The sequence below is a fragment of the Homoserinimonas sp. genome, from assembly GCF_056262345.1.
Window position 1 is genome coordinate 1 of sequence record NZ_JBACFR010000102.1, and the last position, 19,417, is coordinate 19,417.

The 19,417-nt window shown below is 64.6% G+C and carries 21 protein-coding genes; 8 read left to right on the top strand and 13 right to left on the bottom strand.

Features of this window, described 5'->3' with window-relative positions:
* Positions 1–22: 22 nt before the first annotated feature.
* Both AC062T_RS05180 and AC062T_RS05185 read right to left on the bottom strand, forming a co-directional pair.
* Entirely contained in the window at positions 23–1,312 is a 1,290-nt protein-coding gene (locus AC062T_RS05180) for a DUF7059 domain-containing protein (protein WP_476028023.1), read from the bottom strand.
* A complete protein-coding gene (locus AC062T_RS05185) occupies positions 1,309–1,749 on the bottom strand; it encodes an ankyrin repeat domain-containing protein (RefSeq protein ID WP_476028025.1) in 441 nt (146 codons plus the stop codon). Before AC062T_RS05185 ends, AC062T_RS05180 begins: the two co-directional genes overlap by 4 nt.
* A 68-nt stretch (positions 1,750–1,817) precedes the next feature.
* Between AC062T_RS05185 and AC062T_RS05190 the strand changes: the two genes are divergently transcribed.
* Positions 1,818–2,396, top strand: a complete 579-nt coding sequence (locus tag AC062T_RS05190) for a YdeI/OmpD-associated family protein (RefSeq protein WP_476028061.1) — start codon at positions 1,818–1,820, stop codon at positions 2,394–2,396.
* Between the two features lie 5 nt (positions 2,397–2,401).
* On the opposite strand, the gene yidC is transcribed toward AC062T_RS05190, so the two are convergent.
* Positions 2,402–3,160 (bottom strand): membrane protein insertase YidC, encoded by a 759-nt coding sequence (gene yidC / locus AC062T_RS05195; protein ID WP_476028027.1) that lies wholly within the window; start codon positions 3,158–3,160, stop codon positions 2,402–2,404.
* Between the two features lie 100 nt (positions 3,161–3,260).
* On the bottom strand, positions 3,261–3,572 hold the full coding sequence (locus AC062T_RS05200; protein WP_476028029.1) for a hypothetical protein: 312 nt from the start codon (positions 3,570–3,572) through the stop codon (positions 3,261–3,263).
* Positions 3,573–3,679: 107 nt separating this feature from the next.
* Here AC062T_RS05200 and AC062T_RS05205 point away from each other — a divergent pair, with 107 nt between their 5' ends.
* Both AC062T_RS05205 and AC062T_RS05210 read left to right on the top strand, forming a co-directional pair.
* A complete protein-coding gene (locus AC062T_RS05205) occupies positions 3,680–4,729 on the top strand; it encodes a zinc-dependent alcohol dehydrogenase family protein (RefSeq protein WP_476028031.1) in 1,050 nt (349 codons plus the stop codon).
* A 10-nt stretch (positions 4,730–4,739) separates the two neighbouring features.
* Positions 4,740–6,200 (top strand): SulP family inorganic anion transporter, encoded by a 1,461-nt coding sequence (locus tag AC062T_RS05210; protein WP_476028033.1) that lies wholly within the window; start codon positions 4,740–4,742, stop codon positions 6,198–6,200.
* On the opposite strand, the gene AC062T_RS05215 is transcribed toward AC062T_RS05210, so the two are convergent.
* The 4 genes from AC062T_RS05215 to AC062T_RS05230 all read right to left on the bottom strand — a co-directional run bounded on the left by AC062T_RS05215 (position 6,197) and on the right by AC062T_RS05230 (position 10,036).
* Positions 6,197–7,735 carry an SDR family oxidoreductase gene (locus tag AC062T_RS05215; RefSeq protein WP_476028035.1) on the bottom strand — a complete coding sequence of 513 codons (1,539 nt, stop codon included), beginning with the start codon at positions 7,733–7,735 and terminating at the stop codon, positions 6,197–6,199. The two genes, AC062T_RS05210 and AC062T_RS05215, sit on opposite strands and share 4 nt — an antisense overlap.
* A 53-nt stretch (positions 7,736–7,788) precedes the next feature.
* Entirely contained in the window at positions 7,789–8,532 is a 744-nt protein-coding gene (locus AC062T_RS05220) for a DUF4097 family beta strand repeat-containing protein (protein WP_476028037.1), read from the bottom strand.
* 94 nt (positions 8,533–8,626) lie between these two features.
* Entirely contained in the window at positions 8,627–9,415 is a 789-nt protein-coding gene (locus tag AC062T_RS05225) for an alpha/beta fold hydrolase (RefSeq protein WP_476028039.1), read from the bottom strand.
* Between the two features lie 270 nt (positions 9,416–9,685).
* Positions 9,686–10,036, bottom strand: a complete 351-nt coding sequence (locus tag AC062T_RS05230; protein ID WP_476028041.1) for a spore germination protein GerW family protein — start codon at positions 10,034–10,036, stop codon at positions 9,686–9,688.
* A gap of 156 nt (positions 10,037–10,192) precedes the next feature.
* Here AC062T_RS05230 and AC062T_RS05235 point away from each other — a divergent pair, with 156 nt between their 5' ends.
* Both AC062T_RS05235 and AC062T_RS05240 read left to right on the top strand, forming a co-directional pair.
* Entirely contained in the window at positions 10,193–11,197 is a 1,005-nt protein-coding gene (locus AC062T_RS05235) for an NYN domain-containing protein (RefSeq protein WP_476028043.1), read from the top strand.
* A 39-nt stretch (positions 11,198–11,236) separates the two neighbouring features.
* Positions 11,237–11,611: a VOC family protein gene (locus tag AC062T_RS05240; protein WP_476028045.1), complete on the top strand. Its 375-nt coding sequence runs from the start codon at positions 11,237–11,239 to the stop codon at positions 11,609–11,611.
* A 16-nt stretch (positions 11,612–11,627) separates the two neighbouring features.
* Here the strand turns inward: AC062T_RS05240 and AC062T_RS05245 are convergent, their stop codons facing one another.
* Together AC062T_RS05245 and AC062T_RS05250 are read right to left on the bottom strand one after the other, a co-directional pair.
* A complete protein-coding gene (locus AC062T_RS05245) occupies positions 11,628–12,401 on the bottom strand; it encodes a putative protein N(5)-glutamine methyltransferase (RefSeq protein WP_476028047.1) in 774 nt (257 codons plus the stop codon).
* Positions 12,402–12,442: 41 nt separating this feature from the next.
* Entirely contained in the window at positions 12,443–13,501 is a 1,059-nt protein-coding gene (locus AC062T_RS05250) for an LLM class flavin-dependent oxidoreductase (RefSeq protein WP_476028049.1), read from the bottom strand.
* A 183-nt stretch (positions 13,502–13,684) separates the two neighbouring features.
* Here AC062T_RS05250 and AC062T_RS05255 point away from each other — a divergent pair, with 183 nt between their 5' ends.
* The 3 genes from AC062T_RS05255 (at position 13,685) to AC062T_RS05265 (ending at position 15,799) form a co-directional block, all read left to right on the top strand.
* Positions 13,685–14,701 (top strand): serine/threonine-protein kinase, encoded by a 1,017-nt coding sequence (locus AC062T_RS05255; protein WP_476028051.1) that lies wholly within the window; start codon positions 13,685–13,687, stop codon positions 14,699–14,701.
* 35 nt (positions 14,702–14,736) lie between these two features.
* Complete coding sequence (locus AC062T_RS05260; RefSeq protein ID WP_476028053.1) at positions 14,737–14,949, top strand: hypothetical protein; 213 nt, start codon at positions 14,737–14,739, stop codon at positions 14,947–14,949.
* Between the two features lie 79 nt (positions 14,950–15,028).
* A complete protein-coding gene (locus AC062T_RS05265; RefSeq protein WP_476028055.1) occupies positions 15,029–15,799 on the top strand; it encodes an alpha/beta fold hydrolase in 771 nt (256 codons plus the stop codon).
* A 96-nt stretch (positions 15,800–15,895) separates the two neighbouring features.
* Here AC062T_RS05265 and gatB read toward each other — a convergent pair whose 3' ends face one another.
* From gatB to gatC, 3 genes are read right to left on the bottom strand one after another with little or no spacing between them, the layout of a single operon-like run.
* A complete protein-coding gene (gene gatB, locus AC062T_RS05270) occupies positions 15,896–17,440 on the bottom strand; it encodes an Asp-tRNA(Asn)/Glu-tRNA(Gln) amidotransferase subunit GatB (RefSeq protein WP_476028057.1) in 1,545 nt (514 codons plus the stop codon).
* Positions 17,440–18,981, bottom strand: a complete 1,542-nt coding sequence (gene gatA, locus AC062T_RS05275) for an Asp-tRNA(Asn)/Glu-tRNA(Gln) amidotransferase subunit GatA (protein ID WP_476028059.1) — start codon at positions 18,979–18,981, stop codon at positions 17,440–17,442. Before gatA ends, gatB begins: the two co-directional genes overlap by 1 nt.
* A complete protein-coding gene (gene gatC / locus AC062T_RS05280) occupies positions 18,978–19,277 on the bottom strand; it encodes an Asp-tRNA(Asn)/Glu-tRNA(Gln) amidotransferase subunit GatC (RefSeq protein ID WP_108997019.1) in 300 nt (99 codons plus the stop codon). Before gatC ends, gatA begins: the two co-directional genes overlap by 4 nt.
* Positions 19,278–19,417 lie beyond the last annotated feature (140 nt).

A 19,417-nucleotide genomic window follows, 5' to 3' on the forward strand; every position in this document is an offset into this window, starting at 1 on the left:
TAAGACCGCTTGGCCTCCGACTTCAGTAGTGCCGCTCTTCTGTGACATCGCCAGAGACGGTGAGACGAGCATCCGCAATTGCGTCGCCGACAGCGACAAGCCAATCGTTGGCAGCGAAGGACGCGGCGATTGTGGCGCCGAGGGCGCTTGAGCCGAGAGGCCCGTCGAGGCGCTCGAGACGGAGAAGCGACGGGCTCCCCGAGACTGGCTTGCGAAGAGCGATGTAGCCAAAGCCAACGCGAGTGACCCCGCGCTCCTCAAAGTCATCGAGCCATGCCCGGTAGAGCTCATCGAACTCCGGCGTGCCAGAGCGGGTGCCGCCATCCCGAATCCAGGTCTCTGCGTACTGCTCGACCGACTGAACCTCGCGCTCGATAACCCACGCGTCGAGACCTGTTGCCTCGAGCCATTCGGCGATGCGGTCGAAGGCATCGGCGGTCTGCGTGTATTCCCAGTTGCCGAGCATCTGGGCGGTCCCTCCCGGCCGAAGATGAGAAGCCGTGCCGCGAATCACCGAGGCGACGAGGGCATCGCCCACCATGCCGCCATCCCGATACTCATAGGCGGGCACTCCCTCGGTGCGGGGAGTGATCACGAATGGCGGGTTCGACACCACCTGGTCGACCGATTCGCCCGAGACCGGCTCGAACAGGCTTCCGAGGCGAAACTCGATGCTCCGCACTCCGTTGAGCTCTGCGTTGAGCGCGGCAAGCTCAAGCGCGCGCTCAGAGATGTCGGTAGCGATGATGTGCTGCGCGTGCCGGGCCGCGTGCAATGCCTGGATGCCGCATCCTGTGCCCAGGTCGAGAACGGTGCCGACGGGGTCGCCCACCATGAGACCGCTCAGGGTCATCGACGCTCCGCCGACTCCGAGCACATGGTGCTCAGGAATGGCATGGCCGAGCGCGAGTTCCCCCAGATCGCTCGCGATAAAGAACTCGCCAGCGCCGTGTGAATCGATGAAGCTATAGGGGCGCAGATCGAGCCGCGGCACGACCCACTGCGCGTCGTCTGATGACCCTGCGTAGTCAACGAGGCCCAGGGCGACCGCTCCGTCAATGCCCACCGCAGGCATTGCTGCGGTGAAATCGGGAATCGTGACCGGAAGGCCGAGGATGAACGCCCTGGCTAGGGTGGCCAGGGGGCTGTCGACTGTCTCGATTGCGCGCAGCGCCGGAACCCGCTGGCCGCGAAAGAGGGCGGCATCCGCCTGTTCCCCCCAGAGTTCGGTCAGCGACTCAACCGAAAACTGGCATGCCTCGAGATCGGAGCGCAGCCTGGCTACCAGGGCCGCGTCTGCGAGAGACGTCATTCGGCGCCGCCGTTCGAGTCGTTGCCCGGCAACGCATGGGAGCGCAGCAGCTCCTCCATCTCGGAGAGGCCGAACTGGCGGGCTATCGCCTGCGCTGTATGACCGCCGAGGTCGGGGTCTGCTCCTGCCGCGAGCAGCGTGGTGACGATCTCGGAGTTATTTCTGAACACGGCGCACGACATTGCTGTCTGCTCCATGTCGTTGATGCGGTTGACGTCGGCTCCTCGCTCGATAAGCGCTTCAACCGTTTGCGGATGCTGGTGATACGCGGCAAGGATGAGAAGGGTGTCCCCCCGTGAGTTGGTGAGGTCGACCGGGATTCCCGCATCGAGCAGCGGCGCCAGCTGCTCTATAGCCCCCGTGCGCGCCATCTCAAACACCGACTCGAGAAAGTCGTGCTCTTCTGGAGTGAGTTCTGGGGTGTTGGCATCGGCCATGGTGCTCCTTCAACGTGCGGAATTCAACGGTACCCGCTGCCGATGTCAGCAGCTCGCGTTACCGTGGAATGGTGATCGCGCACAACGACAAACCGATCCTCTATCTCGCCACGGCAGAGGAGTGGCAGGCGTGGCTCGAGGAGCACGGTGAAACCTCTCCCGGTGTTCGTCTGCAAATGCGCAAGAAGGCGTCCACGAAGCCCGGCTTTCGCTATTCAGAGGCCCTGGATGTCGCCCTCTGTTTTGGCTGGATCGACGGTCAGCTCAACTCCCTCGACGAGGATTTCGTACTTCAGTCGTTCACTCCGCGCCGTGCCCGCAGCATCTGGTCTCAGCGCAATCAGGAACATGTCGCGCGACTCACAGAAGAGGGCAGGATGCGACCGGCCGGTATCGCCCAGGTCGAGGCCGCCAAGGCGAACGGCCGCTGGGCTGCCGCCTACCGCACAGCAAACGCGCCCGTTCCCGACGAGCTTCAGGCTGCTCTCGATGCTTCTCCGGCCGCTGCCGCCGCGTTTGAGGCTCTCAACGCCCAGAACCGATGGGGCGTGATCTTTCGCGTGAGCGGGGCGAAACGGCCGGAGACGCGCATCGCACGCTCCGCCAAGTTCGTCGAGATGCTCGAACGGGGCGAGAAGCTCTTGTGAGGCCATTACCGCGGAGCGAACACCCTGCGCAGAATCGTGCGCCCCGCGAGGGTCCAAGCTGTGCTGACCGCGAGGTAAAGCGCCGCCGCCAAGGGCACCACGGCCGCAAAAACGACGGTGATGAACGGCAGCCAGCTCATCGCTCCCATCGTGCGCACCATCGCTGGCGGCACATCCGGCGCCCCCTCGAACCGCGGCGCCGACGCGGCGAACGCGAGCCCGGTCATGCGGGTGAACCACGAGGTGGCAGAGATCACAGCGAGCACCACCAGATACACGACGATCACGGACGGGCCCGCACCTGCGCCGAGCGCGGCAAACAGGGAGTCACCCAGCCGGGCACCCCAGAGATCTGCGCCGAGAAGCGCATTCTCATGACCGTTGATCTCGGTGAGAATGAACAGACCGTAGACAATGGAGAGAACCGGCGCCTGAAGCAGCGCGGGCGCGATACCGGCCAACGGTGATGCCTTCTCTTCCCGGTAAAGCTCCATGGTCTTCTGAGTCAGCAGCTCCGGCTTGTTCTTGTACTTGAGTTGTAGCGCCACGAGACGCGGGGCGATTCGTCTGCGGGTGTATTCCGACCGCACGAGTGCCGCGCCAAAGGGCACAAGGGCGCCCCTCACCCCGACCGTTACGAGCGCTATGGCTAGGGCTGCGGCGAGCGCTCCGGCCACAGGGTCAAGAAAACCCACAAGGGCAGTGACGAGGGTATAAGCCGCGTCGAGCACGGCGGCAATAGGGCCAAACGAGTAAAAATCCATGAGAAAGGTGTCCTCTGGTCGACGGATGCTGGGGCCATATGGCCGCGCGGCATCGACAACGACGACGCCCGTCTAGGGGCGCGGAGGGCTGTTCGGTGCGCTATGCGGCCGGGAGCTGCCGCGCCGGGGCACGCGAGCGGGTGCGTCCCGCCGTGTCGGGGTGCTGCGGTGAAGGGGTAACACTCAGAGCATCCCGATGCTCTCTGGCCCGGTTGCCGATCGTGATCTCGTGCCCGACCAGGGCAAGGGCCGCCTGTCGCGAACCGAGCAGGGCGGTGATGGCCACCGCGGCGACAGCGGCGACGATGAGCGCAGACGGGACGATGAGCGCAGAGGGCTCGACCTGTGCGCAGGCAACCACGAGAAACGACAGGGTAAGCGCCATGATGAGATTCCGCTTGAGCGTGGTCACCGTTCCCCTCCCGTCGTGTGACCTCATCGTATTCGGTTGCCTCGATCTCGGCTACGCAGACCGCAGGTATGCCGCGGGCGGGAGCCTGGCTGCCTAGACTTCTCTGCATGCGTGCAACGGTTATCCATGGCGAACGGGATGTTCGCCTCGAAGAAGCCCCCGAACCCCAGCTGGTTGCAGACACCGATGCGGTGGTGAGGGTTGTCGCAGCATGTGTCTGCGGCTCTGACCTGTGGCCCTATCGCGGCGTGACGCCGACCACTGAGCCCCACAGAATCGGGCACGAATTCGTGGGCATCGTCGAGCAGGTCGGCTCCGCTGTCTCCACGGTTAGCCCCGGCGACTTTGTCATCGCCCCGTTCTACTTTTGCGACAACACCTGCGTGAACTGTGCGAACGGCGTGAGCACGTCGTGCCTCACTGGCGGATGGTGGGGCGCCGTCGACCGCAATGGCGACTTCGTTGATGGGGCTCAGGGCGATCGCGTTCGGGTTCCCCTCGCCGATGGCACGCTCGTGGCGACCCCCGAGATGCCAACCGACGACCTCATCCCGAGCCTTCTCACGCTCGCCGATGTCATGGGAACCGGCCACCACGCCGCCGTTTCGGCCGGGGTCACTGCCGGCAGCACCGTTGCCGTCGTGGGCGATGGCGCCGTCGGTCTCTGCGCCGTGCTCGCAGCTAACCGTTTGGGAGCATCCCGAATCGTCGCAATGTCGCGCAACGATGTGCGCGCCGCGATCGCGCGCGAGTTCGGCGCAACCGACATTGTGGCCGAGCGGGGCGACGAGGGTGTGGCCCGACTCAAGGAGATGTTCGACGGCATTGGCCCCGACTTTGTGCTCGAATGCGTTGGCACGAAGGAGTCGATGGACCAGGCCATCCGCTCAGCCCGGCCCGGCGGAATGGTCGGGTACGTCGGAGTTCCCAACGGAGGCCCCGAGCTGCCCATCCGGCGACTGTTCAACACGAATGTCGGCGTCAACGGCGGTGTAGCTCCCGTGCGCGGATACGTAGAAGAGTTGCTGCCCGAGGTGCTCAGCGGCGCCATCAACCCCGGCCTCGTTTTTGACCTTGAGGTACCGCTCTCCGAGATCGCAGAAGCCTATGCGGCCATGGACGAGCGGCGCGCAACTAAGGTGCTGGTGCGCCCATAGAGTTGGTTGAGTGACCACCGCACCCACCGTTCTCGCCGCACTCCGCAGCCCGCGGGCTCTCACCGTGGAGGTGCTCGCAGGGGTCGTCACGACACTCGCGCTCATCCCCGAGGTCATTTCGTTCTCGGTGATCGCCGGTGTCGACCCCAAGGTGAGCCTCATCGCGTCGGTGGTTCTGGCGATCTCGATGTCGTTTCTCGGCGGCAGACCCGCCATGATCACCGCGGCCGCCGGAGCAGTCGCACTGGTGGTCGCTCCCCTGGTCAAGGAGCACGGAGTCGAATATCTGCTCCCCGCTGTGGTGCTGGCTGGCCTCATCCAGGTGTTGTTCGGGGTTACAGGGCTCGCCCGCATCATGCGATTCATTCCCCGCTCGGTGATGATCGGGTTCGTTAATGCGCTCGGCATCCTGATCTTTGTCGCCCAGGTTCCCCATCTGCTGGGGGTGCCGTGGCTCGTGTACCCACTGTTCGCGCTCACCGTGGCAATCGTGCTCATTCTGCCGCGATTTACGACGGCGGTTCCCGCGCCGCTCGTGGCGATCGTGGTTGCCACGATAATCACCGCGATCGCACATCTGAACCTGCCGACCGTGGCGGATCAGGGCGCGATCGGAGGCGGCCTTCCCGGCATCACTCCTCTTCTCGTGCCTCTCAACCTTGAAACGTTGAGCATCATCTGGCCGACCGCTCTGAGCGTGGCCTTCGTCGGTCTCATGGAGACCCTTCTCACGGCAAAGCTTGTCGATGACATCACCGACACGCGCTCGAATAAGGGTCGCGAATCGTGGGCGCTCGGAATCGCCAACATTCTCGCGGGCTTCTTCGGCGGCATTGCGGGATGCGCCATGATCGGCCAGACCGTGGTCAACGTCAAGCTGGGCCGGGCGAGAACGCGCATCTCTACGTTTGTGGCGGGGGTGTTTTTGCTTCTGCTCGTCACCGTGCTCAGCGACGTGATGGAGCTCATCCCTATGGTCGCTCTGGCCGCCGTGATGATGATCGTGGCCATTCGTACCGTTGACTGGCACAGCGTGCGGCCGTCAACGCTGCGCAGGATGCCGCTCTCCGAGACGCTCGTCATGCTCACGACCGTGGCCATTGTTGTTGTGACGAGCAACCTCGCAATCGGCGTTGCCGCGGGGGCTGTGCTCGCTATGGTGCTTTTCGCCCGCCGTGTGGCGCATGTCGCGCGAGTGAGCCGCACCGAGGTCGACGGCCGGGTGCGCTACACCGTCAGCGGTCCGCTCTTCTTCGGCAGCAGCAATGACCTGGTCGAGCAGTTTTCGTACGCAGACGATGCCGCAGAAGTTGTCGTCGACTTCAGCGCAGCCCAGATTTGGGATGCCTCAACGGTCGCCGTGCTCGATTCGGTGCAGACCAAATATGCGGAGCATGGCTGCACCGTGACCTTCACCGGGCTCGACGAGCGAAGCACTGCGCTTCATGGGCGCCTCTCAGGATTTCTTTAGGAAACGGCGGGCTGAGCCTCTGCCGAAACCTGGAGAGCATCTCGCCGCAGGGCCGCCGCCGTTGCCGTAATGCGGTTGGCCATTCCGTTGAAGATGATGCCGTGAAACGGCAGAATCGCGAGCCAATAGAGCCTTCCGCTGAGCCCGCGGGGAAAGAAGATGGCACGCTGCCGGTAGAGCGCGCCATCGCCATCCGGCATCGCCTGCATCTCAAGCCAGGCGAGACCCGGTACCCGCATCTCCGCCCTGAGCCGCAACAGCGAACCCCGCTCGAGCCTTTCGACCCGCCAAAAGTCGAGTGCATCGCCCGTCTGGAGTCGGTGCGGGTCACGGCGCCCGCGACGAAGACCCACTCCCCCGACCAGTTTGTCCATCCATCCCCGCAGGGCCCACGCGAGCGGGAATGAATACCACCCGTTCTTGCCCCCGATTCCCTCAATCACGCTCCAGAGTTGCTCTGGGCTTGCGTCGGTGCGGCGCTCCTTCACATCAACAAAGACCGTGTGACCGGCCCAGTCGGGGTCGCTCGGAAGAGGATCGCTGGGGGCGCCACCCACCGACGCATCTTGCCAGCTCGTCTCGACCTGGTTCTCACCCATCTTGCCGAGCGCGAGTCTGACCGCCGTGCGATAGCTGGTGAGCCCACCGTGGGGAGGCGGGATGACCTCATCGATGTCGTGCTCATGCACGACACAGTCGTTTTGCAGGGAGGAGATGATGGGCACGGCGAGGCTACGAGGGATGGGAGTCACCAGGTTGACCCACTGCGAGGCCAGCCACGGCGTGAGCACCGGAAGCGATGCGATAGCCCGCTGCGGCAGCCCTGCTTCGAGCGCGTAACCGTTCATCATCTGGCCATAGCGCAACACATCCGGGCCGCCGATGTCATACGCACGATTGATCTCCGGCGGCAAATCTGCGGCCGCGAGCAGGTAGTACAGCACGTCTCGTACGGCAATCGGTTGGATGCGGTTGCGCACCCACCGCGGGGCCGGCATATAGGGCAAGACATCGGTCAGGTGCCTGATCATCTCGAACGAAGCAGAGCCTGACCCGATCACGACCCCCGCCTGGAGCACGACGGTAGGAACCCCCGATTCCAGCAGGATCCGCCCCACCTCGGTTCTCGATCGCAGGTGCGGCGACAGTGTTGCGCGCAGCGGATGCAGCGCCCCGAGGTAAACAATGCGGCCCACCCCAGCGGCGGCTGCGGCGGAGGCAACCGTCTCGGCGATCGCTCGCTCCGCCCGTTCGAAATCGCCCCTCGTTCCCATGGCATGTACGAGGTAGTAGAGCACGTCGATGCCGTCGCACGCCCTCCGCACCGCTTCGGCATCCGACAGGTCGCCCTCAACGATCTCCACGCTGCCTGCCCACGGAACATCGACAAGCTTGAGGGGGTTTCGCACCAGAACGCGCACGCGATGGCCCGCCTGCAACAGCCGCGGCACGAGCCTGCCACCGATGTATCCCGTCGCCCCCGTGACCAGCACCGTCTTGGGCGTGGATTCAGGGGTCACAGGAGAGTCGGTCATGTGCCGCACGTTAGCGCCGATCTCTGAGAATCGGTGCCGTCTCTCGATGAGAGTTACTGCTGGCTCTTGACCGAAATCGACCCGTTGCTGCTGCGGAGCTCAATCTCGTTGTCTGCATCGGGAGCGTCGGTGATGCCGATGTCGGTGCGCCCGTTGCTCGTGGAGGCATCAACGCGATATTCACTTCGCGGAACCGTCAGGTCGATGCCGCCGTTCGATGTCTCGGCCCGAACGCTCTGCGGCGTCGATAGGGCGAGCTCGATCGAGCCGTTCGACGTCTCGACGTCGACATCTCCGCCCGAGAGCCCCGTGCCCTTGATGCGGCCGTTGCTCGTGCTCGCCTCCACATCGCCCTCGATGTCAACGAGCTCGATTCGGCCGTTGCTCGTGCTCACATCGATGTCGCCAAGGTTCTGGAGCTGGATCAGGCCGTTCTCGGTGCCGCCACTGACGGGGATACCCGCAGGTACTTCGATCGTGTAGCTCACGTCGCAGCGATAGCCGCAGCCCTCGAGTAGCAGTGTGCCGTTGTCGACCGTCACTGTCGATCCCGGAGGGTTGCCATAGTGCTTGATCACGCGGTTGATCGTGATCACGTCGAGCCCCTCAACACCGGTAATCGACACTGCGCCCGAGTCGCTGTCGATGACCACCGCATCCACCCTGTCCTCGATGGATGCGTCGTCGCTGAACGTGGAACGCGGGAACAGGGCGCATCCTGACGCCGCCGTAAGGGTGAGCGCCGCGGCAGCGACAACGGCGAGGATGCGGGCGGAAGATGGCAATGAAGTGATCACGTCTTGAGCCTAGGGAGCGATGCGGCCCGAGGGAATCGGGTGAGACCCCGAGATCGAAAGCGAAATACTCAGGGAGAACCCCGAGCGTTGCTCTCTACCCTGCCCGCTCGTCGTCGATCGCCGACTGGCTCACCGCATCCGCTGCCGCCATCACGATTTCGGCCACTCTCTCCGGGTGACTCAGCATCACAGCGTGCGAACTGTTGATCTCCACCGTGGTCGCCCCGGCTCGACGCGCCATCGCATGCTGTGCGGCGGCCGGAATGATGTTGTCGCGCGAGGCGAGGAGGTACCAGCTCGGGATGCTCCTCCAGGCCGCCTGCCCCGACGGTGTGCCGAGGGTGGCGAGCGATGCGGGCCTTTGGGCAGAGGCCAGCCACGCCGCGTGATCCAGCGCGAGATCTTGCGCAAACAACCGGTGAAAGTGCACAGGGTCGATGTAGGCCTCCGCCTCCACCTCGCCGGGCACCGATCTCACGATGAGGTGGTCCGGGAGCTCGCTGCGCCCGCCGAGCGCGAGGGCTCCCACAACAGATTCCCCGTCGTCGAGGGCGAACGCGCTGAGATAGACGAGGGCGTCGACACGGGGGTTGCCCACCGCGGCATTGGTGATGACCGCGCCACCGTACGAGTGCCCGACAAGAACCACCGGCCCGGCGATCGTTGCGAGCACCGACCGGGTGTAGTCGGAGTCGCTCGTGAGACCTCGCAGCGGATTGGCCACGGCCAAGGTCGCATAACCCTGGGAATGCAAACGGGAGATGACCGCTGCCCAGCTAGACGAATCAGCGAAGGCACCATGAACCAAAACGATGGTGGGAGCGGAGGTGTCGGTGCGGACGTTGATGCCGGCAACGTCGTTGGGGCGGGCAGGATCACTCATGTCGTCTCCTCAAGGGAACGGCTGAGGCATCGCCGATCAATCAGGGAACACCTCACCGTTGTCGGTGTCGCAGGAGGCCGACGCGCGTTCGGGCGCGGGTCGTCGCAGCGCCTCGGGGGGTGCGAGACGATTACGAGTGTGCGGCGGCTGGCTCGCGTCGGGGTTCGCAGGCCACGGTGCCGTCGCGTGTGCCAACCACGGTACCCCCGGCTGGCCGCCGCGCCACCCGCACCCGCGATTTCTCATCTGCCTTGACGATCGAGGGTGAGGCTACTTCTTGAGAGCGCGCACGATCTTGGGAAGCGAGTACCCCGCGATGCACGCGAGGGGGATGCTAACCGTGAGCAGAGCAATGAGATTCGGCACGAATCGAGGGCCGCGTGGGCCAGGAACATAGATGCCGACAGGCACACTCATGCCGCCTCCGCCACCGCCCGTACCTGAACCAGCATCCTGCTCGCCTTCGCGCTGCATGTCTCCCGCTCCGCCGCCGAAGCCAAAGCTCACGAGCGCAACGGGCACAGCCTCGACACCACCGATGGTCACCTTGTCGCCATAGCTGAGCCGGGTTCCGACGGACGAGGTCATACGTTCCGAAAGGGTTTCTACGATGTTCGACATTCCCTGACCATACTCGGCCAGGGAACCCGCGCCAGGGCGTTTGCCTGGGAGTTGACCAGCCCATCGCGCACCAAGGCTTTCTCACATTGCCCCGCGCCCCGCCGACACCGCAGACTGTAATCGCACGAGCCGCCGAGCAGAGAAGAGCCAGCAGAAATGGCCGAACCCACAGAGGGCCGCGTTGCCGTCTACATCGATTTCGACAACATCGTCATCAGCCGCTTCGATCAGATCTATGGCCGCGGTCACTTTCTCAAAGAACACATCCGATCCATCACCGCCGATAGCGTGCGTGACGACCGCGATCTCGCATCCCGACTCGACCGGGCGACCGTCGACATCGGTGCGGTTCTCGACTATGCGTCGTCGTTCGGCTCGATCGTGATCAGCCGGGCGTATGCCGACTGGTCCATCGAGGTGAACTCCAGCTACCGCGGCCAGCTCATGGAGCGCGCCGTCGATCTCGTTCAGCTCTTCCCCGCCGTGCGTTCGATGAAGAACGGTGCCGACATCCGGCTCGCGGTCGACGTGGTCGAAGACCTGTTTCGCCTGCCCGACCTCACCCACGTAGTGATCGTCGCTGGCGACAGCGACTACATCCCCCTCGCTCAGCGGGCGGCACGACTCGGGCGTTACGTCGTCGGCATCGGAGTCGCCGGGTCGACCAGCAAGTTTCTTGCGGCAGCATGCGATGAGTTCGCCGATTACGACGGACTCCCCGGCATCGCTGAGGATGCCCCATCGGTAGAGGTCGAGCAGGTGCCCGAGACGGGCGAGAATGCCGCCGGTGGCACTACCGACGGCGGCGATTCCGCGGCCGAAGCCGGCAAAAAGGGCAGCCACCGCGCAAGCAGAAAATCGGCAGAACCCGCAGATGCTCGCGCTGCTGCACCCAGCAAGCGAGCAATGCAGGCGGCCCAGCAGGCGGCTTCTGCCCTGCTCGTGCGCGCGCTGCGACTCGGCCACGCCAAGAATGACGCCGAATGGCTGGGAAGCTCGGGGGTCAAGAACCAGATGCTGCGGATGGACCCGTCGTTTCAGGAATCGGCGCTCGGGTACAAGAACTTCACCGACTTCGTGAAGTCGCGCGGAAACATCGTCGAACTGAACGAAGACGGCCTGTCCCGGCGCCTCCGGCTGCGGGAGAACGGCGAAAAGTAGCGTTCTCGTTCTCCAGCTTTGTGTCGCATACTGTGCGACATGCTCACGATCGGTTCAATTGTGTGGGGTGTGCGCGACCTTGAGCGCGGCATCGAATTCTGGTCGAACGCCCTCGGCTACGGCCCGAGGGATGAGCCCGATGACGACTGGGTGATTCTGGCCCCTCACGACGGCGCTGGGCCGCAGCTCGCTCTGAGTCTTGTGTCGTCTGCTGCCAGCATGCGGCGCCGCCATCACCTCGATCTCTACGCCGACAACCAATCGGCCGAGGTCGCCCGACTCGTCAATCTCGGGGCGCAGCGGGTCGCGTGGGATTACGAAGACGGCGCGGACTACGTGGTGCTCGAAGACCCTGACGGCAACCGATTCTGCGTTATCGAGGCGTCGGAGCAACTGGCGCGAGCATCGTACTGAGCCAACCGTGCTGGCGCTACGCCCTGCTCTGGTGCCGCCCGACCACGATCGTCGCGTCGCACGATTCGTCCCGTTCGATCGCGCAGGTGAACCCTGCCGCGGCAAACGCGCCTGCCGTCAGAGGAGCCTGTCGCTCGCTCGTCTCGATAAGAAGCCAGCCCGACTCGGTGAGCCATTCGGATGCTCCTGCCACCACTCTGCGCTGCACATCAAGACCATCGACCCCTCCGTCGAGTGCAGCGATGGCCTCGTAGTCTCGGGCCTCCGTCGGCATGTATCGCACTTCGTCGGTCGGCACATACGGCGCATTGGCGACAAGCACATTCACCCTGCCGCGGAGAAAGGCCGGAAGCGCGTCAAAGAGATCGCCCTCGAACACTCGGTCAGCCACCCCGACGTTCTGCCGCGCTACGGCGACGGCGACGGGGTCGATGTCTGACGCGTAGACATCGGCCCCCGGCACTTGCGCCGCTATCGACGCCGCGATGGCTCCTGATCCACAGCACAGATCAAGCACGGTGCCCCCGTCTCCCGAAAGAGCGATCGCACGCTCGGCGAGCCATTCCGTGCGACGGCGCGGCACAAAAACTGCGGGCGCCACGGCGATGCGCAGACCGCGGAACTCTGCCCACCCGAGAATCCGCTCGAGCGGTAGCCCCCCGACGCGCAGCCGCAGCATCCGTTCGAGGTCGGCGTCGGAATCCGCCGACTCCCGCAGGAGCGCCGCTTCGTCTTCTGCGAACACGCAGCCAGCCGCCCTGAGCGCTGCAACCACATCGTCGTCGGTCATCATCCCTCAGCATGCAGCAGCATTAGCCGCTGGCGCCAGACCTAGAGCGCTATCGGCGGTTCCTCGGCTAGCTGCTGCCGCACCAGCGGAATCACCTGGCGACCATACAGTTCGATCGAGCTCATCAGCTGCTCGTGCGGCATCGTGCCGTTCGCATACTTGAGGTCGAAGCGAGAGAGCCCCAGGCCCTTGGCCGCCCGAACGATCTTCGCGGCAACCGTCTCGGGGGAACCCACAAAGAGCGCACCTTCTGCGATCTCGTGCTCGTATTCCGCGCGGGTGATGGGGGGCCAGCCGCGATCCTTGCCGATGCTGTCGCGGTTGGCCCTAAAGTGCGGCCAAAGTTCTTCGGCCGCCTCTGCATCCGTCGCAGCAATGTGACCGGGCGAGTGGGCGCCGATGGGCAATTCCTCGCGGCCGAATTGGGCAAGTGCACGCTTGTAGAGCTCGGCGTAGGGGGCAAAGCGCAACGGGTCCCCGCCGATGATGGCGAGCATCAGTGGCAGTCCGTAGTGGGCGGCCCGAACGACGGACTCCGGGCTGCCGCCCACGCCAACCCAGGTCTTGAGCGTGCCGCTCTCAATGCGCGGGAACACGCTCTGATCGGTGAGCCCCGCCCGCAGTTTGCCCGACCAGGTGACGGGCTCGTTGGTGATGAGTGCGGAGAACAGATCGATTTTCTCTTCGAAGAGTTGCTGGTAGTCGTTCATGTCGAACCCGAACAGCGGAAATGACTCGGTGAACGAACCGCGACCGATTATGACCTCGGCACGGCCATGCGAAAGCGCATCGACGGTGGAGAAACGCTCGAAGACTCTCACGGGGTCGTCGGAGCTGAGAACCGTGACCGCAGAGCCTAGACGGATGCGCTCGGTGCGAGTGGCGATCCCGGCGAGCACGACCTCGGGGGCCGAGACGGCAAAGTCGGATCGGTGATGCTCCCCTACCCCAATGAAGTCGACCCCTACCTGGTCGGCGAGCACTGCCTGGTCAACGATGTTGCGGATGCTCTGGGCCTGGCTGAGCACAGCGCCGTCGGCGTCGGCCATCACATCGCCGAACGTGTCGAGGCCGAGTTCGAGTTCGAGTGAAGAGGTCATCATGGGCTTTCTGGTCGAGACGTAGATTCATGCGTATACATTGACTTGTAACTCCGCGAATTCACGATAAATTCCCTTGACTTTGCCCCATAACGCTGGGTGGTTACACCGTAGACAGAACGGTGTATTACATATCGGTGTCGCAACACTAGACACCCCCCGTTTTGGGGCTAATCTTCCGTTATGGGAGAGACAGCGGGGATTGCGGAACCCAGCTTGCTGGGCGGCCGCTACAGGCTAGGAACACTGATCGGCCGGGGTGGGATGGCCGCCGTCCATCGTGGTCACGATCAGTTTCTCGACCGAGAGGTCGCCATTAAGATCTTTCGCGCCGCAGCGGTCGATCAGGCAGACGCTGACCGCCAGGAGGCGGAGATTCGCACCCTGGCTGCGCTCAATCATCCGAGCCTCGTGACCGTTCTCGATGCCGGGGTCTACGTGCCCCGACCGGAGACGCCGACAATCTTTCTCGTCATGGAACTGCTCAGCGGAGACAACCTTCAATCGCACCTCAAGCACGGCCCGCTCTCCCCCGGCTCAGTCGCCCGGCTCGGCACCGACCTCGCAGAGGGGCTGAGCTACCTCGGCGAGCGCAATGTGGTGCACCGCGACATCAAACCCGGCAACATCCTTCTGGCCGAATACAGCCACCGAAACCAGCGCACCCGTGCCAAGCTCATCGATTTTGGCATTGCTCAGTTGGCCGGAAAACCACAGTCACTCACGCCGGGCACCACAACGGGAACAGCACCGTACCTGAGCCCTGAACAGGCCAACGGCGAAGACGTCGGCCCGCCCAGCGACATTTACTCGCTCGGGCTCGTGTTAATCGAGTGCCTCACAGGAGAGCGCGTGTTCCCCGGCGACGCGATCCCCGCGGCGATGGCCCGACTCATTAATGACCCGCGCGTACCAGAATCGCTCTCGCACGACTGGCGGTCCCTCCTCACGTCGATGACGGCACGTGAGCCACGGGACCGCATCGATATTGCCGACGTCGTGGCCCAGCTTGAGTGGATCGCCGCGACCGAGCTTCCCCACGAAATCGTGCCAGCCCGCGCCCCCGTGAGCATTGCTGCGGCGGCCTCGGCCTACTCGGCTGCAGCCTCGGCCGCGGCGGCGCAATCCGTTATCGCCGCTCTCTCCGGGTCATCGGGAGGGCTCACATCCGGCAGAATCAGCCCCGCAGCGAGCGCATAGAAATCTCAGCCGCCCGCTCACGGCACAATAGAGTCATGGCTTCTCCCGTGACTCCCCCGAATCGGCTTCGAACGATTGCGGCGTGGGTGATCGCAACCGTGTCGCTGTTGCTGACGGCACTGTTCGCCGGGCTGCTCGCCCGTGATGCGTCATTCGCTCCCGCCTGGTTTGGAGTGATCTGCTTCGGGCTCTCCTCCCTCGGCGCCATCACCACGATCGAACTCGACCGGCGATCCCGCCGCCAGTAGTCCCGCATCCAGTAGCCCCGCATCCGACAGGCGCATCAACCTGAGTGCGCAAACTCACGCTCGGTGGTGGAATGGTGCCGTGGACGCCACCCCTCAGCCCCAGTTCGTGCTCTCTTCGGACGGCCTCAAACTCGCCACCTACGATTTTGGCGATCCCGACGCTCCGCCGATCGTTGCGCTACACGGCTTCGCCGCATCGGCCCTGGTCAATTGGCAGGTGACGGGATGGATCCGCGACCTCACCCGTGCTGGCCACCGGGTCATCGCGGTAGACCAGCGTGGGCATGGTCACAGCGACAAGCCTTACGACCCAGAGCGCTACACCATGGAACTCTTCGTTGATGACCTGTCTCAGGTGCTCAACACCTACATGCTCGGGGACGTCTCACTGCTGGGGTACTCCCTGGGCTCGCGTGTGAGCTGGCTCGCAGCGCCGACGCTCCCCCACCTCGTCACCCGGGCCGTGCTCGGCGGGCTGCCGGAGGGAGACCCTCTCACTCGGTTCGATCTCGAAGCGGCTCGCGATTACGTTCGGACAGGGAGGACGATCGAGGACCCCCTCACCTCAGCATTCGTCATGATGGCGGCGCGGGTACCCGGCAACGACCTCGAATCTCTGATTTCGCTCGTGGAAGGGCTGCGCGGCGGTCTGCAGGCCGACACCACAAACGCACCGGAGCAGCCCCTCCTGCTCGGCACAGGCACCGACGACCTCATCATCGACCAGTCGCGTCGACTGGCCGAGAGCGCGCCGCACGCGCGCTTTGTCGAGATTCCCGACCGAAACCACTTCAGCGCCCCCTCGTCCGGCGCGTTCAGAACCGCCGCCGTCGCCTTTCTGAGCGAATAGGCACCTCCGGGCGCACACCCTCTGCAGGAGCCTTCACAACGACGCAGGGCCGGCATCCCCTGGTGGCGGATGCCGGCCCTGCGATCGAATGGCGCGTTACTGTGCGGCGCGTTCCAGAACCAGCTCGCGGACGCGGGCAGCATCCGCCTGGCCCTTCATAGCCTTCATGACGGCACCGATCACGGCACCGGCGGCCTGGACCTTGCCGTCCTTGATCTTGGCAAGAACATCCGGCTGCGAGGCCAGAGCTTCGTCGATCGCCGCGATGAGCGCGCCGTCGTCAGAGACCACGGCGAGGCCGCGCTCCTTGACCACGTGCGATGGCGATCCCTCGCCGGCGATAACGCCCTCGAGCACCTGACGGGCGAGACGGTCGGTGAGTTCGCCGTCTTCGACCATGGCCACAAGTTCTGAGACATGCAGCGGGCTCACGAGGCTCGCAGCATCGACGCCACGCTCGTTGGCGACACGGGCGATCTCGCCCGTCCACCACTTGCGGGCAGCATGAGCGGATGCCCCTGCCGCTGTCGTGGCCTCAACCTCGTTGAGCAGACCCGAGTTCACGACATCCTGGAACTCAAGGTCAGTGAAGCCCCACGCCTCCTTGAGGCGGCGGCGGCGAATCGCGGGAGCCTCGGGAAGCGCTGCGCGCAGTTCGGCGATGAGCTCCTTCGACGGCTCAACCGGAAGCAGGTCGGGCTCGGGAAAGTAGCGGTAGTCGTCGGCATCGCTCTTGGGGCGACCCGCCGAGGTCTGACCCGTGTCTTCGTGCCAGTGACGGGTCTCCTGGATGATCGTTCCACCCTTGGCGAGAATCGCCGCCTGACGCTGGATTTCGTAGCGGATGGCACGCTCAACGCTGCGCAGGCTGTTGACGTTCTTCGTCTCAGTGCGAGTGCCGAGTGGCAACGGCAAGCCGGCGGCCTGAGCCTCGGCTACCGCAGCGCGCGAACGCAGCGAAATGTTGGCGTCACAGCGCAGGTTGCCGCGCTCCATCTTGGCCTCAGAGATGCCGAGCGAGATCACGATGTCGCGGATAGCCGAAACATACGCCTTGGCCAACACCGGTGCGTCATGCTCAGCGCCGTAGATGATGTTGGTGACGATTTCGACGAGGGGAACCCCGGCACGGTTGTAGTCAACGAGCGAGTACTCGGCACCCTGGATGCGGCCGGTCGCGCCGCCGACGTGCGTGAGCTTGCCCGCATCCTCTTCCATGTGAGCGCGCTCGATCGACACGTCGAAGAGACGACCGTCGGGCAGCTCAACCTCGACGTTGCCGTCGAACGCGATCGGCTCGTCGTACTGGCTGATCTGATAGTTCTTGGCGAGGTCGGGGTAGAAGTAGTTCTTGCGGGCGAACCGCGACGACGGTGCGATCTCGCAGCCGAGAGCGAGGCCAAGGCTGATCGAATCCTTGACCGCCTGCTCGTTCACCACGGGCAGCGAGCCGGGAAGGCCGAGGCACACGGGAGTGATCATCGTGTTGGGCTCGCCCGTGCCACCATCGGCCGCGGCCGGGTTGGGGGCATCCGAGAACATCTTGGTCTTGGTGTTGAGTTCGACGTGCACCTCGAAGCCGAGCACGGGCTCGAACATCTCGAGGGCCTTGTCGAAGTCCATCAGTTCTGCTTTGGCCATCAGACCGCTCCCTCCTGTGCTGCAAATTCTTCACCGAGCGCCAGATCGGGCGCCCTGCTGATGAGGGTGTGTCCCCACTGCTCTTCGAGGAGCGCCTCGAGGGCTGCACCCACTGTGTAGAGCCGGGCATCCTCGCGAGCGGGAGCCATGATCTGCAGCCCGGCGGGGAGCCCGTCCTCGGCTGCGAGACCCATGGGCAAGCTCATACCGGGAACACCCGCGAGGTTCGCCGGGATCGTCGTGACGTCGTTGAGGTACATCGCGAGCGGGTCATTGAGCTTCTCGCCCAGCTTGAACGCCGTGGTGGGCGCAGAGGGCGACACGAGAACATCCGCCTGCGTGAAGGCAGCATCGAAGTCGCGCTGGATGAGCGTGCGAACCTTCTGCGCGCTTCCGTAGTACGCGTCGTAGTAGCCGGCGCTCAGCGCGTAGGTACCGAGGATGATGCGGCGCTTGACCTCGTCGCCCAGGCCAGCTTCGCGGGTCGCGGCCATGACATCCTCAACCGTGCCGCCGCCAGGAATCTTGGCGCGCATGCCGAATCGAACGGAATCGAACTTGGCGAGGTTGCTCGATGCCTCTGCGGGCAAGATCAGGTAGTACGCGGCGATGGCGTACTCAAAGCTCGGGGCAGAGACCTCAACGATTTCGGCACCAGCTGCGGCCATCGTGTCGAGAGCCTGGCGGAACAGCGTGTGGACTCCCGCCTGGAAGCCCTCGCCATCAAGCTCTTTGACGACGCCGACGCGAACACCCTTGAGCGAGCGCGACTGGGCGCCGGCACGGGCAGCTTCGGCGAAGCTCGGCCACTCGTCCCGCAGCGACGTGGAATCGCGGCGGTCGTGACCGCCGATCACATCGTGGAGCAGAGCGGCATCGAGAACGGTGCGCGAGACGGGGCCGACCTGGTCGAGCGACGACGCAAGCGCGATCGCACCGTAGCGAGAGACTCCGCCATAGGTGGGCTTAACGCCGACAGAACCGGTGACGGCGGCGGGCTGACGAATCGACCCACCGGTGTCGCTGCCGAGGGCGAGGGGTGCCTCGAACGCGGCGACCGCAGCCGCAGAACCGCCACCGGATCCACCGGGGATGCGGTCGAGCGACCACGGATTGCGGGTGGGGCCATAGGCCGAGTGCTCGGTCGATGACCCCATGGCAAACTCGTCCATGTTGGTCTTGCCGAGCGGCACCAGGTCTGCCTCGCGCAGCTTGCGCACGACGGTGGCGTCGTAGGGCGAAACCCAGCCCTCAAGGATGCGGGAGCCTGCCGTCGTTGGCATGTCGGTCGTGCACAGGATGTCCTTGATCGCGATAGGCACACCGGCAAGGGCGCCCAGAGGCTCTCCTGCTGCGCGCCGGGCGTCGATCGCAGCTGCGGTCGAGAGGGCAGCATCCGAAACATGAAGGAACGCGTGAACGTCTCCGTCGACTGCTGCGATGCGGTCGAGGTGCGCCTGCGTTGCTTCAACGCTTGACACCTCGCCGGCTGCGAGCTTGGAACTCAGGTCTGCGGCAGAAAGCCGGGTCAGGTCGGTCACTGCTCTTCTCCCAGAATTGCCGAAACGATAAATCGGCTCTCGTCGTGCTCGGGGGCCCCCGCGAGTGCCTGCTCGGTCGTCAGCGTCTCGCCAACGACATCGGGCCGGAACACATTCGACAGCGGGATGGGGTGCGAGGTCGCCGGCACGTCTGGCGTGGCGATCTCCGACACCTTGGCGATCGAATCGACGATTGCGCCGAGCTCGCCCGTAAGCTTCTCGATCTCGTCGGGAGTCAAGGCGATACGCGCCAGATTGGCCAGGTGCGCGACCTGCTCGTTCGTGATTTCAGACATAGTTCTCCGAAGCGTTGTGGCCGGGGGTACAGCCAATCCTATCCGCCCGACCTGGCACCGCTCGGCGGCTATCTCGCCAGAATCTGCTGAGCCTGACCCGGCACCTCCGCTAGACGGCCGAGACCGATCAGAGCGAAGCT

Bases quoted from the DNA above. Each gene is read 5' to 3' on its own strand.
- AC062T_RS05180 (WP_476028023.1), bottom strand. From the start codon at position 1,312: ATGACGTCTCTCGCAGACGCGGCCCTGGTAGCCAGGCTGCGCTCCGAT.
- AC062T_RS05185 (WP_476028025.1), bottom strand. From the start codon at position 1,749: ATGGCCGATGCCAACACCCCAGAACTCACTCCAGAAGAGCACGACTTT.
- AC062T_RS05190 (WP_476028061.1), top strand. From the start codon at position 1,818: ATGGTGATCGCGCACAACGACAAACCGATCCTCTATCTCGCCACGGCA.
- yidC (WP_476028027.1), bottom strand. From the start codon at position 3,160: ATGGATTTTTACTCGTTTGGCCCTATTGCCGCCGTGCTCGACGCGGCT.
- AC062T_RS05205 (WP_476028031.1), top strand. From the start codon at position 3,680: ATGCGTGCAACGGTTATCCATGGCGAACGGGATGTTCGCCTCGAAGAA.
- AC062T_RS05215 (WP_476028035.1), bottom strand. From the start codon at position 7,735: ATGACCGACTCTCCTGTGACCCCTGAATCCACGCCCAAGACGGTGCTG.
- AC062T_RS05225 (WP_476028039.1), bottom strand. From the start codon at position 9,415: ATGAGTGATCCTGCCCGCCCCAACGACGTTGCCGGCATCAACGTCCGC.
- AC062T_RS05230 (WP_476028041.1), bottom strand. From the start codon at position 10,036: ATGTCGAACATCGTAGAAACCCTTTCGGAACGTATGACCTCGTCCGTC.
- AC062T_RS05235 (WP_476028043.1), top strand. From the start codon at position 10,193: ATGGCCGAACCCACAGAGGGCCGCGTTGCCGTCTACATCGATTTCGAC.
- AC062T_RS05240 (WP_476028045.1), top strand. From the start codon at position 11,237: ATGCTCACGATCGGTTCAATTGTGTGGGGTGTGCGCGACCTTGAGCGC.
- AC062T_RS05245 (WP_476028047.1), bottom strand. From the start codon at position 12,401: ATGACCGACGACGATGTGGTTGCAGCGCTCAGGGCGGCTGGCTGCGTG.
- AC062T_RS05250 (WP_476028049.1), bottom strand. From the start codon at position 13,501: ATGACCTCTTCACTCGAACTCGAACTCGGCCTCGACACGTTCGGCGAT.
- AC062T_RS05255 (WP_476028051.1), top strand. From the start codon at position 13,685: ATGGGAGAGACAGCGGGGATTGCGGAACCCAGCTTGCTGGGCGGCCGC.
- AC062T_RS05260 (WP_476028053.1), top strand. From the start codon at position 14,737: ATGGCTTCTCCCGTGACTCCCCCGAATCGGCTTCGAACGATTGCGGCG.
- gatB (WP_476028057.1), bottom strand. From the start codon at position 17,440: ATGGCCAAAGCAGAACTGATGGACTTCGACAAGGCCCTCGAGATGTTC.
- gatC (WP_108997019.1), bottom strand. From the start codon at position 19,277: ATGTCTGAAATCACGAACGAGCAGGTCGCGCACCTGGCCAATCTGGCG.